At 68.5% G+C, this 12,004-nt stretch carries 13 protein-coding genes; 9 read left to right on the top strand and 4 right to left on the bottom strand.

Features of this window, described 5'->3' with window-relative positions; all coding sequences use genetic code 11:
* Positions 1-11: 11 nt before the first annotated feature.
* From ACFFGY_RS02265 to ACFFGY_RS02225, 9 genes are all read left to right on the top strand, one after another.
* Complete coding sequence (locus ACFFGY_RS02265; protein WP_377042748.1) at positions 12-1,541, top strand: ABC transporter substrate-binding protein; 1,530 nt, start codon at positions 12-14, stop codon at positions 1,539-1,541.
* 427 nt (positions 1,542-1,968) lie between these two features.
* Positions 1,969-2,811, top strand: coding sequence for an urease accessory protein UreD (locus ACFFGY_RS02260; protein WP_377042747.1), 843 nt, complete (start codon positions 1,969-1,971; stop codon positions 2,809-2,811).
* An 81-nt stretch (positions 2,812-2,892) separates the two neighbouring features.
* A complete protein-coding gene (locus ACFFGY_RS02255; protein WP_377042746.1) occupies positions 2,893-3,195 on the top strand; it encodes an urease subunit gamma in 303 nt (100 codons plus the stop codon).
* Between the two features lie 10 nt (positions 3,196-3,205).
* Positions 3,206-3,511: an urease subunit beta gene (locus ACFFGY_RS02250; RefSeq protein WP_377042745.1), complete on the top strand. Its 306-nt coding sequence runs from the start codon at positions 3,206-3,208 to the stop codon at positions 3,509-3,511.
* Between the two features lie 2 nt (positions 3,512-3,513).
* Complete coding sequence (gene ureC / locus ACFFGY_RS02245; protein ID WP_377042744.1) at positions 3,514-5,226, top strand: urease subunit alpha; 1,713 nt, start codon at positions 3,514-3,516, stop codon at positions 5,224-5,226.
* An 8-nt stretch (positions 5,227-5,234) separates the two neighbouring features.
* Complete coding sequence (locus ACFFGY_RS02240; protein WP_377042743.1) at positions 5,235-5,813, top strand: urease accessory protein UreE; 579 nt, start codon at positions 5,235-5,237, stop codon at positions 5,811-5,813.
* The gene (locus tag ACFFGY_RS02235; protein WP_377042742.1) at positions 5,785-6,492 is read left to right on the top strand and encodes an urease accessory protein UreF; all 708 of its coding nucleotides are present in this window, start codon (positions 5,785-5,787) and stop codon (positions 6,490-6,492) included. Before ACFFGY_RS02240 ends, ACFFGY_RS02235 begins: the two co-directional genes overlap by 29 nt.
* A complete protein-coding gene (gene ureG, locus ACFFGY_RS02230; protein ID WP_377042741.1) occupies positions 6,489-7,148 on the top strand; it encodes an urease accessory protein UreG in 660 nt (219 codons plus the stop codon). Before ACFFGY_RS02235 ends, ureG begins: the two co-directional genes overlap by 4 nt.
* Complete coding sequence (locus ACFFGY_RS02225) at positions 7,148-7,729, top strand: HupE/UreJ family protein (protein ID WP_377042740.1); 582 nt, start codon at positions 7,148-7,150, stop codon at positions 7,727-7,729. Before ureG ends, ACFFGY_RS02225 begins: the two co-directional genes overlap by 1 nt.
* Before the next feature lie 172 nt (positions 7,730-7,901).
* Here ACFFGY_RS02225 and urtE read toward each other — a convergent pair whose 3' ends face one another.
* The 4 genes from urtE to urtB are packed head-to-tail and all read right to left on the bottom strand — an operon-like array spanning position 7,902 to position 12,004.
* Positions 7,902-8,594: an urea ABC transporter ATP-binding subunit UrtE gene (gene urtE, locus ACFFGY_RS02220; RefSeq protein WP_377042739.1), complete on the bottom strand. Its 693-nt coding sequence runs from the start codon at positions 8,592-8,594 to the stop codon at positions 7,902-7,904.
* A 16-nt stretch (positions 8,595-8,610) separates the two neighbouring features.
* A complete protein-coding gene (gene urtD / locus ACFFGY_RS02215) occupies positions 8,611-9,348 on the bottom strand; it encodes an urea ABC transporter ATP-binding protein UrtD (RefSeq protein WP_377042738.1) in 738 nt (245 codons plus the stop codon).
* On the bottom strand, positions 9,345-10,457 hold the full coding sequence (gene urtC / locus ACFFGY_RS02210; RefSeq protein ID WP_377042737.1) for an urea ABC transporter permease subunit UrtC: 1,113 nt from the start codon (positions 10,455-10,457) through the stop codon (positions 9,345-9,347). Before urtC ends, urtD begins: the two co-directional genes overlap by 4 nt.
* Positions 10,454-12,004, bottom strand: coding sequence for an urea ABC transporter permease subunit UrtB (gene urtB, locus ACFFGY_RS02205; protein WP_377042736.1), 1,551 nt, complete (start codon positions 12,002-12,004; stop codon positions 10,454-10,456). The genes urtC and urtB overlap by 4 nt, the downstream gene beginning before the upstream one ends.

Here is a 12,004-nt window from a genome sequence, read left to right as displayed (position 1 = left end):
GAGACGCCACCATGGCCAACACACGACGCGCCCTGCTCGGCGCCACGCTCGCCGCACCAGCCCTGGTCGCGGCGCGGGGCGCCTTCGCGCAGGGTGCCGCCACCCGAGCCGCGCCCGGCGGCACGCTGAACATCGGCGTGGTGTCGGACCCGGTCACGCTGGACCCGGCCTTCTCCGCCTCGTTCTTTGAAACACAGGTTCTCTACAACCTGCACGAAACGCTGCTGGTGGCGCGTCCCGACGGCTCCGTTGTGCCTGGCCTTGCCAGCGTCGAGATGGCCGACCCACTGCGCTACGTCTTCACGCTGCGCGAGAACCTGCGTTTTCACGACGGTACGCCCCTCGACGCCGCGGCCGCCAAGGCCAACATCGACCGCTACATGGACCCGTCCTCCGGCTCCATCCGTCGCGCTGATTTCGGACCGCTCAAGGAGGTGACGGTAACGGGTCCAAGGACCTTTGAGATCGCCCTGAGCGCGCCCTATGCGCCGCTGCCGCTGGTGCTGACCAACCGGGCGGGCATGATGGTCTCGCCCACCGCGGTACAGCGGCTGGGTGCCGACTTCGCCGCCCAGGCCGTGGGCGCCGGCCCCTGGAAGCTCGCGAGCTGGACCAAGAATGCCGAGCTCGTGCTCGAGAAGTTCGATGGCTACTGGCAGGGCGCCCCGAAGAACTTCGACCGGCTGGTGTATCGCCCGCTGCCCGACGAGACGGTGCGGCTGGCCAACCTGCGCTCCGGCACCCTGCAGCTGATCGACGGCGTGCCGCCGCAGGCCGTGGCGGCGCTGGCGCGCGAGAACAACGTCCACGTGGCGCAAATGCCGAGCCTGGGCTTCAACGCCTTCGCCTTCAACTGCACCCGTGCGCCCTTCAACGACGCGCGGGTGCGGCGCGCCTTTACCGCCGCGATCGACCCGGAGGTGATCCAGCGCGTGGTGTACTTCAACACCGGCCGCGTTTCGCACGGTCCGCTGTCGCCTGCCGTGGGCTGGGCTTTCGACGAGGCGCAAAAGGGCATCCCCTTCGACGCGACGCGCGCCAAGGCGATGCTGACCGAGGCGGGCGCGGCATCCCCCGTGCCCGTTACGATCACCGTCACCAACTCACCCCAACTGGTGCGGATCGCCCAGGTGCTGCAGGCGCAGGCAGGGGTTGCGGGCTTCAAGGTCGAGGTGCGCCAGATCGATCCGACCAGCCTGATCACGGTGCTGCGGCAGCGCGACTTCGACCTTTGCATGGCGCCCTGGAGCGGCCGCTACGACCCGGACGGCAACACCTACAACTACTTCACCAAGGGCGGCCCGAACAACTTCGCGGGCTACGACGGCGCCGAGGCCGCGGAACTGCTGGAGCGTGCCCGCTCGGAGTCGTCGCGCGATGCGCGCGCCGCGCTCTACCGCCAGGCGCAGGCAAAGCTGGTGGAGGATGCGCCGATGCTGTTCCTCCATTTCGATGCCATCCTTCAGGCCTCCTCCAGCCGGCTGCGCTGGACGCAGTACCCGGATGCAGTCTTTCGCCTCTTTGATGCTGAACAGATCTGAGCTCTACGCTGTCCGGGCTTTCGCGAGATCGGTCACGTTGCGAAGGGGCTGGGAGAGGGCCTCGCCGGAAGGGGGAGCACGCGGCGTGAACGAAGCTCCCCCGCGCCGAACATCTGACAGGGACCAGGTCCAGACCAGACGATGCTCTCCGCGCGGGTGACCTCTGGCGCGTCATCCCGGAGCCGGGCGGCCAGGTGCCGGAACGGGAAACTGCGGCGGCGAGGGCGATCGGCAGCTGAAAAGGGGTGGAGCGGGGAGAACTCCGCTCAAGGGCGGTTCAGCCGGGCTCCGCCCGCCCGTCGATCCTTTCGGGCCGGCACCGGCTCCTTGCACAACGCCGTCTGGTCGGGTGGTTGTGCCTGATCAGGGATCTGGCTCTATCAGTCGCGGGGCGCGATCGACCCGGCTTACCGGAGAGTGGATTTTGATGCTGTCTCATGCTGCCGGGTGTGCTGTTCCGTCGCATCAACGTGCTGACGGCGCGATCGACCTTCGCTTCGGACGTCTCGGCGGCGACACCGTCCTGAAGCACCTGTACCAGCAGGCTCCGTCGCGCGTGCTGTTCCCGCGCGTGGAAGCGGGAGAGCCACCGCTGGGAGCATTGGTCAACACCGCCGGGGGGCTCGCGGGGGGCGACGCCCTGAGCCTGGAGGTAATGGTGGGTGAGGGTGGCACTGCCACCCTCTGCACGCCGGCGGCGGAGAAGATATACCGGTCGCTGGGACCTGAAACGGTGATCCAGACCTCGCTCAGGATCGAAGCGGGTGCACGGCTAGAGTGGCTCCCGCAGGAAACGATCCTGTTCAACGGCGCCCGGTTGAAGCGACGACTGCAGGTGGAGATGACCTCGTGTGCGCGGCTCCTGGCAGCGGAGATGCTGGTTTTCGGGCGATCTGCCCGAGGAGAGTACTTCGAGAGCGGTGCGTTACATGACGCGTGGCGGCTGCGCGTGGCGGGGAAATTAAGTTGGATCGATGCGACGCGGCTGGATGAGCCCGGGACGGCATTGAAAGACCGTTTCGGCTTCGGCGGGGCGGGAGCCTTCGCGACGCTGTTGCTGGCTGGGCAGGACGTGAGTGCCCACCTGCCGCTCCTACGCGAGCTGGCCGGGCCGCTCGGCGCGGCGACCTTGCCGCGCGAGGGTGTTGCATTGTTGCGTTGGCTGGGCCCCGCAGTTGAGGTCCGGAGGTGGCTGGCCGGGGCGGTGCCGCTCCTGCGCGCGGCTTGGCTGGGCTTTCCGGCAACGCTGCCGCGGCTCTGGACCACGTAGGATCATCCCCATAGTCTCGTTCCGAGGGCATTCTTCGCTGCCGGCCCGGTTCCAGGGAATGAGGCAGCCAGGGAGATCGGGATGCAGCTGACGCCGCGCGAGAAGGACAAGCTGCTGATTGCGATGGCGGCGAACGTGGCACGCCGCCGGCTGGAACGCGGCGTGCGGCTGAACTACCCCGAGGCCGTGGCGCTCGTGACCGACTTCGTGGTGGAGGGGGCGCGCGATGGCCGCTCCGTTGCCGAGCTGATGCGAGACGGCGCGAGCGTGGTCGGGCGGGACCAGGTGATGGAGGGCGTGGCCGAGATGATCCAAGAGATCCAGGTGGAAGCCACCTTCCCCGACGGCACGAAGCTTGTCACCGTCCACGCGCCGATCCGCTAGCAGACCGAGCATGATCCCCGGAGAGATCTTTCCTGCTGGCGGCGACCTCGAGCTGAACGCCGGGCGCCCGGTCACGGAGCTGGATGTCGCCAATACCGGCGACCGCCCCGTGCAGGTCGGCAGCCACTACCACTTTGCCGAGGCGAACCCCGCCTTGCTATTCGACCGTGACAAAGCTCGCGGCCAGCGCCTGGACATCGCCGCCGGTACCGCCGTCCGCTTCGAGCCGGGTCAGAGCCGCACCGTGCGACTGATCCCCTGCGGAGGCGCGCGGGTGGTGCACGGCTTCCGCGGTGACGTGGAAGGAGCCCTGTAGCCATGCCTGTCCGCCTTTCCCGCTCGGCCTACGCGGGCATGTACGGCCCGACCACGGGCGACCGCGTACGGCTGGCCGATACCGATATCGTCATCGAGGTTGAGCGCGACTTCACCACCTACGGCGAGGAGGTGAAGTTCGGCGGTGGCAAGGTGATCCGCGACGGCATGGGACAGTCCCAGGTCGGACGGGACGGCGGGGCAATGGACACCGTCATCACCAACGCGCTGATCCTTGATCACACCGGCATCTACAAGGCGGATGTCGGCGTACGGGACGGGCGGATCGCCGCGGTTGGCAAGGCTGGGAATCCCGACACGCAACCGGGTGTGGGCATCGTCATAGGTCCAGGCACGGAAATCATCGCAGGCGAGGGCAAGATCCTGACCGCGGGCGGGATCGACGTGCACATCCACTTCATCTGCCCGCAGCAGATCGAGCACGCGCTGGCCTCTGGCGTGACGACGATGTTCGGTGGCGGCACCGGTCCCGCTCACGGCACGCTCGCCACCACCGCGACGCCCGGCGCCTTCCATCTTGCCCGCATGCTCCAGGCGGCCGAAGGCTTCCCGGTGAACCTCGGCTTCCTCGGCAAGGGCAATGCCGCGCTGCCGCGTGGGCTGGAGGAGCAGATCCAGGCCGGCGCCGCCGGTTTGAAGCTGCACGAGGACTGGGGGACGACACCGAAGGCAATCGACACCTGCCTCGCCGTGGCGGATGCGCTGGATGTGCAGATCGCCATCCACACGGATACGCTGAACGAGAGCGGCTTCGTCGAAAGCACGATCAAGGCGATCGGCGGCCGCACAATCCAGGCCTTTCACACGGAAGGGGCCGGCGGCGGCCACGCGCCGGACATCCTCCGCCTGGTCGGCGAGCCGAACGTGCTGCCGAGTTCCACCAACCCCACCATGCCCTACACGGTGAACACGCTGGATGAGCATCTCGACATGCTCATGGTGTGCCACCACCTCGACCCACGGATTCCCGAGGACGTGGCATTCGCGGAAAGCCGCATCCGCCGCGAAACAATAGCGGCCGAGGACATCCTCCACGACCTCGGCGCCATTTCCATGATGTCGTCCGACAGCCAGGCGATGGGCCGCGTGGGCGAGGTGATCATCCGCACCTGGCAGACCGCACACAAGATGAAGCAGCAGCGCGGTCGCCTGCCCGGTGAGGTGGGCGATAACGACAACCTGCGCGCCCGTCGCTACATCGCCAAGTACACCATCAACCCTGCCATTTCCCAGGGCATCGCGGAGCATGTGGGCAGCGTGGAGGTGGGCAAGCTGGCCGACCTCGTGCTGTGGGCCCCTGCCTTCTTCGGCGTGAAGCCAGACCTAGTGCTGAAATGCGGCACCATCGTCATGGCGCCGATGGGCGACCCCAACGCTTCCATCCCCACGCCGCAGCCGGTGCATTACCGCCCGATGTTTGGCGCTTTCGGCAAGGCGCTGCCGGCGGTGGCCGTGACCTTCACGTCGCAGATCGCGCTGGACGCAGGGATCGGCGAGAAGCTGGGGCTGTCGCGCCCGCTGCTGGCGGTGCGGAACACGCGCGGTGGCATTTCCAAGCGCGACATGGTGCTCAACGATTACCTTCCCCGCATCGAGGTGGATGCCGAGACCTACGAGGTGCGCGCCGATGGCGAGCTGCTGGTCTGCGAGCCCGCGCGCGTGCTGCCGATGGCGCAGCGCTATTTCCTGTTCTGAGGCACGACATGACCGACAGCATCCTTCCCCGCGCCACCACCGTCCTTCCTGCGGGGCGCTGGGACGCAAGCGCGGCACGCGACACCATCACCCTCGACTTCGATGATCGTCACCGCCGCCGCCGCCGCTATACCGGGGAGGGTGGCTTTGCTTTCGTGCTCGACCTGCCGGACGCGGTGGTGTTGCGCGACGGCGACGGTCTTGCGCTGGAGGGAGGTGGGGCAGTGGCCGTGCGCGCGGCGCCGGAGCCGCTGGTGGAGGTGACCTCCACCGATCCCGCCCATTTCGCCCGGTTGGCCTGGCACCTCGGCAACCGTCACCTGCCCGCCGAGATCGACGCCGGCCGGATCCTGATCCGCGACGACCACGTCATCACGGCGATGCTGCGGGGCCTCGGTGCGACGCTGCGGAGCGTGCAGGCGCCCTTTAACCCGGAAGGCGGCGCCTACGGTGAGCACAACCGACAGACCGGGCATCACCACGGCCCGCAGCACGCTCAGGGAGAGCATCCGCAAGGCGGGCACGAGCACTCGCACGGCCACGCGCACGATCACGGCGATGGCCACCACCATCACCACCATGGCTGAAGGCGATGCGGCGCTTTACCGCCTGCTCGCCTGGACATCCCCGGCCTACCCGGTCGGCGCCTATACCTACAGCCACGGGCTTGAGCGAGCGGTGCAAGATGGTGCGGTGGAGAACCGCGCTGACCTGATCGCCTTTGTCGAGGCCGCACTGCGCCGCGGCGTCGGCGCGGTGGACGGACCCTTGCTCGCCGCCGCGTGGCGCGCCGCCGGGGCGGATGACGACGTCGTGCTGGACGAAGTGGCCGAACTCGCCGCCGCCTGGCGCGGCACGGCCGAGACAGCGCTGGAAAGCAGCGCGCAGGGAGCGGCCTTCGCCACCGTGACGGCAAGCGCCTGGCCGGAGCCGCGCTTCGCCGCCCTGGCGGCACGCCACCCTCGTCGCCTCGCGCATCCGGTGGCCTTCGGAGCGGCGGCGGCCTGGAACGGTGTGCCGCTGCGTGCGGCGTTGTTCGGATGGTTCGCCGGCTTTGCCGCCAGCCTCGTTTCCGCGGGTGTCCGGCTCGTGCCGCTGGGACAGACTGATGGCCAGATCGCCACCGCGGCCCTGCTTGCCGCCGTCACCGCCGCGACGGAGGCGGCCTTGCTGGCTGACCTCGAGGAGGTCGGAACGGCGTCCCCGATCCTCGACCTCTTCTCCATGCGCCATGAAACGCAGTACACAAGGCTCTTCCGCTCATGAACGCTTCGCCCCGTGCCGGTGCCGGCAACGGTCCTTTCCGTGTCGGCATCGGCGGCCCCGTCGGCTCCGGCAAGACCGCACTCACGGACCGACTCTGTAAGCACCTGCGCGACACCCACGATATCGCGGTGATCACCAACGATATCTACACGCGCGAGGACGCGGAGTTCCTCACCCGCTCCGGCGCGCTGGCGCCCGAGCGGATCACCGGCGTCGAGACCGGTGGCTGCCCGCATACTGCGATCCGCGAGGATGCTTCGATCAACCTCGCCGCCGTGGAGGAGATGAACGAGCGCTTCCCAGGCCTGGAAATCCTGTTCATCGAGAGCGGCGGCGACAACCTGGCCGCCACCTTCTCGCCTGAGCTGGCGGATCTGACGATCTACGTCATCGACGTGTCCGCCGGCGACAAGATCCCGCGTAAGGGCGGACCGGGCATCACGCGCTCCGACCTGCTGGTGATCAACAAGATCGACCTCGCCCCGCTGGTGGGCGCCGACCTCGGGGTCATGGACCGGGATTCCAAGCGGATGCGGGGCTCGCGGCCGTTCCTGTTCACCAATCTCAAAGAAAACCAGGGCGTGAACGAGATCGCCACGTTTATTCTCGAAGCTGGCGGCATCGACCGCCATGCGCCGGAAGGGAGTGCCGCCTGATGCGCCGCTATCTGCTGATTGTTCTGCTGTTGCCGTTTCTGCTGCCGGCGATGCCGGCGCTCGCCCATACCGGCGTCACCGAAGTTTCGGGTTTCACGGCGGGGTTTTGGCACCCTCTCAGTGGGGCCGATCACCTCATGGCCATGGTCGCGATCGGGTTGCTCGCCGGTTTGCTGGGCGGCCGGGCGGTCTGGGCACTGCCGGCGGCCTTCCTGGGCGGCATGGCCGCCGGCGGGGCACTGGGCATGGCAGGGGTGGCGCTGCCGATGGTGGAAGTGGGTATCGCTGCCTCGGTGATCGTGCTCGGCGCCGCCGTGGCGCTGGCGCTGCGATTGCCTCTGGCGGCGGTGGCGGGTGCGGCGGTGCTGTTCGGGCTGTTTCACGGCCATGCGCACGGCGCCGAGATGATCGAGGGCGCCGGCGCCGTGACCTACGCGGCGGGCTTCCTGCTGGCCACTGCCGCGCTGCACGCGCTGGGCGTCGCCGTCGGTCGCTTGCAGTCCGGTCCGGCCCGCTTCCTGGCGCGCGGTGCCGGGGCGGCCATGGCCGTGGCGATGCTGGCGCTGCTGACTTCAGCCTGATCGGAACTTCGCGTGGCCGGACCGGCCACGCTTCTTCCGGGACAGCCCGGTGCTCATGCCGTCGCAGCGGCCGGAGCGGAACGAAACGGTGCGTCGCTATTGCTGCGGTGATCCCGCGAAGCTTGTGTTCCAGCAAGCTCTAACCGCAGGCCCAGACCTGTGCAGCCGCGGATCAAACGGTCAGGAGACGACGGACGGCGTCTTCCTCAAGCGTCCCGGCCTCACCTTCCAGCACGACCTCGCCGCGTACCATCACCGAGATTCGGTCCGCCAGGTCGCGGGCGAATTCGTAATACTGTTCCACCAGCACCACCGCCATGCCGCGGTCCCTGGCCAGATGGCGGATGACGCGGGCGATGTCCTTGATGACGCTGGGCTGGATGCCTTCGGTCGGCTCGTCCAGGATGAGCAGTCGCGGCCGGGCGGTCAGCGCCCGCGCGATGGCGAGCTGCTGCTGCTGGCCGCCCGACAGGTCGCCGCCGCGGCGGCGCAGGAACTGCCGCAGGATGGGGAACAGATCAAAGACCTCGGGCGGCACCTTGCTGCCGCGCGGGGCGGCAGCCAGCGCCGTTTCCAGGTTCTCTCCTACCGTCAGGAACGGGAAGATCTCGCGACCCTGGGGGACGTAGCCGATTCCGGCGCGGGCCCGTTCGGCCGGTGGCAGCACGGCGATGTCGTGGCCTTCCCACTCAATGCGACCGGAGGAGATGCGTTCCACCCCCATGACCGCGCGCATCAGCGAGGATTTGCCGACGCCGTTACGCCCGAGAACGCAGGTGATCCTGCCTGGATCGGCGGACAGGCCGACGCCGCGGAGGCAAAGGCTGGCGCCGTAGGAAAGGCGGATATCCGTAGCGCGCAGCATGGTCTGGCGTGTTCCCTCAGCGGCCCAGGTAGACCTCGACCACGCGCGGGTCGTTCTGCACCGCGTCGATCGAGCCTTCCGACAGCAGTGTGCCCTCGTGCAGCACCGTGACCTTGCTGTTCAGGGCGCGCACGAACTCCAGGTCGTGCTCCACCACCACGACGCTGCGGCTTCCGGCAATGCGGCGGAGCAGGGCGGCAGTGTGCTCGGTTTCCTGGTCGGTCATGCCGGCGACAGGCTCGTCCACCAGCAGCAGTTCCGGGTCCTGGATCAGCAGCATCCCGATCTCCAGCCATTGCCGCTGCCCGTGCGACAGGATGGCGGCGCGATCCGTGGCGCGCGGGGTGAGGCCGATCTCCTCCATCACTCCCCCGATCCGCGCGCGGGCACTCCCGTCCAGGCGCCAGCGCAGGCAGCGCCAGGGGCTGCGCGGCGCCTTCAGCGCCAGCTCCAGGTTCTCGAACACCGTCAACGCGTCGAAGACGGTGGGCTTTTGGAACTTGCGGCCGATGCCGAGATTGGCGATGCGCGCCTCGTCCAGCCGCGTCAGGTCGTGGTCACCGAAGCGGGCCGTGCCGGCGGTGGGGCGGGTCTTGCCGGTAATGACGTCCATCATCGTGGTCTTGCCCGCGCCGTTGGGGCCGATGATCGCGCGCAGCTCGCCGGGATCGACGATCAGGGACAGGTTGTTCAGCGCCCGGAAGCCGTCGAAGACCACCGAAACGCCGTCTAGGTAGAGGGCGGGCCGGCTCATGGCTCGTTCCTCATCGCGCGGCCCCGGAACAATCCGACCAGGCCGCGCGGCAGGAACAGGGTGACGGCGACGAAGAGGCCGCCGAGCACGAAAAGCCAGAGATCGGGCGCAACGGAGGTAAGCCAGGTCTTGAGCGCGTTCACCGAGAAGGCACCGAGGATGGCGCCCACCAGCGTGCCTCGGCCGCCGACGGCCACCCAGATCACCGCCTCGATCGAGTTGGCCGGGGCGAACTCACCGGGATTGATGATGCCCACCAGCGGCACGTAGAGCGCACCGGCGAGGCCCGCCAGCGCGGCGGACAGCACGAAGACCGAAAGCTTGAAGGCGGTGACGGAATAGCCCAGGAAGCGCACCCGGCTTTCGGCGTCGCGCACTGCCACCAGCACGCGGCCGAGCTTGGTGCCGACGAGGTGGGTGCACAGGGCGAGCGAGCCCGCCAGCAGCACCAGCGCGGCGTAGAACAGGCCGGCACGCGCGCCTCGCGTATTCAGCGGCACGCCCAGTAATTCCTTGAAGTCAGTGAAGCCGTTGTTGCCGCCGAAGCCCATGTCGTTGCGGAAGAAGGCGAGCATCAGCGCGTAGGTCATCGCCTGGGTGATGATCGAGAAGTAAACGCCGGTGATACGGCTGCGGAAAGACAGGTAGCCTACCACGAAGGCGAGCAGTCCCGGGGCCAGCATTGCCATCAGGATTGCGTAGGGAAAGTGATCGAAGCCCAGCCAGTACCAGGGCAGCTCCCGGTAGCCCAGAAAGACCATGAAGTCCGGCAGCACCGGGTGACCGTACACGCCGCGGGGACCGATGAGGCGCATCAGGTGCATCCCCATGGCGTAGCCACCCAGTGCGAAGAATGCCCCGTGGCCGAGCGAAAGGATCCCCGAGTAGCCCCAGGCAAGGTCGATCGCCAGCGCCAGCACGGCGTAACAGATCCACTTGCCGGTGACGGAAACGGTGAAGTCGGACACCCGCAGCACGCTGCCTTCCGGGAGCAGGTTGAGCAGCGGCAGCAGCGCGAGCAGCGCGATGGCGAGGAGGATGGCACCGCGTAACAGCGCGCGTGCCGGAATGCCGCGCGAGACGGGGGCGGAGGTCGTGCTGGCGCTCATGCCTCGGCCGCCCGACCCTTGAGGGCGAAGAGACCGCGCGGACGGCGCTGGATAAAGAGCATGATGATCACCAGCACGGCGATCTTGGCCAGCACGGCGCCGGCCCAGGGCTCGATCATCTTGTTCAGCACCCCCAGGCCCATGGCACCCACCAACGTACCGACCAGGCTGCCGACGCCGCCGAACACCACGACCATGAAGCTGTCGATGATGTAGCCGGTGCCGAGATTGGGCGACACGTTGTCGATCTGGCTCAGGGCCACGCCCGCCATGCCGGCGATGCCGGATCCGAAGGCGAAGGTCAGCGCGTCCACGCGACCGGTGCGGATGCCCATGGTGGCCGCGGTGCGGCGGTTCTGCACCACTGCGCGCATCTCGAGCCCGAAGCGCGTCAGCCGGATGGCGGCGACAGCCAGGCCCAGCACGAGAAGCGAAAACACGATCACCCACAGACGGTTCTGGGTGATCAGGATGCCGCCCGGCAGCGACAGCGTACCCTGCATCCAGGCGGGCGACAGCACCTCCCGGTTCTGCGCGCCAAACAGGAGGCGCACGGCCTGCTGCAGGATCATGCCGACGCCGAAGGTCATCAGCAGCGTTTCGAGCGGCCGGCCATACAGGTGGCGGATCAGCCCGCGCTCCAGCAGCGCGCCGCCCAGGCCAGCGACCAGGAAGGCGGCGGGAACGGACAACGGCAGCGACCAGGGCAGAAGCCAGGGAATGCCGCGGCAGGCTTCCTGCACCGCGAAGGTGGTATAGGCACCGAGCATCACGAACTCGCCGTGCGCCATGTTGATCACGCCCATGACGCCGAAAGTGATGGCGAGGCCCAGCGCCGCCAGCAGCAGCACGGAGCCCAGCGACAGGCCCTGGAACAGGGTTTCGGCGGCACGCTTGAAGGCGAGGCGGCCGTCGATGGCCGCGACCGCCCGATCTGCTTCGGCAGCAAGTTCGGGGTTCGCGGCGCGGGCCTCCAGCAGCAGGGCACGCGCCTCCTCGGAGGAAGCTTCGCCCAGCGTCGCGATGCCCTGGCGCTTCACCACCGGATCGTCGGTGACGAGGCGCGATGCGGCCAGGGCCAGCTGCTGGCGTTCCCGCACGCGGGGCACGCTTTCCCGGGCGATGGCGGCTTCCAGCGGCGCGATGTTCTCGGCGCTGCGGCTGCGGAACACCGCGTCCGCCGCGGCGAGGCGTTCGTCGGCATTGGCGGAGATGAGCTGGAGGCGGCCCAGCGCCCCGCGCAGGGCAGCGCGAACGCGGTTGTTGATGCGCACCGGCTCGGCACCGGCGGCATCAAGCGGCTGGCCGGTTGCGGCGTCGGTGCCATTCAGGATCAGCGTGTTCTCGCGCTTGCTCAGCTGTCCATCGGACAGGGCGCGCAGCAGAGGAAGAGCGCGCGGGTCTCCCGACGCACCCAGCCGCTCCACCGCTTCCGCTTGGGCGCCGAAGCCGCCGGCGAGGCCGGGCAGGGCATCGAGGTAAGCGTCCTGCGCTCGCGCGGGAAGCCCGGCGCAAAGCAGAACGAGAAGGAGGAGGAGGCGCGTCAT

The organism is Roseomonas elaeocarpi (assembly GCF_042433915.1).
Lineage (GTDB): Bacteria > Pseudomonadota > Alphaproteobacteria > Acetobacterales > Acetobacteraceae > Roseomonas > Roseomonas elaeocarpi.
The sequence above is the reverse complement of the archived record's forward strand: the minus strand, read 5'-3'. Positions and strand labels throughout refer to the sequence as shown.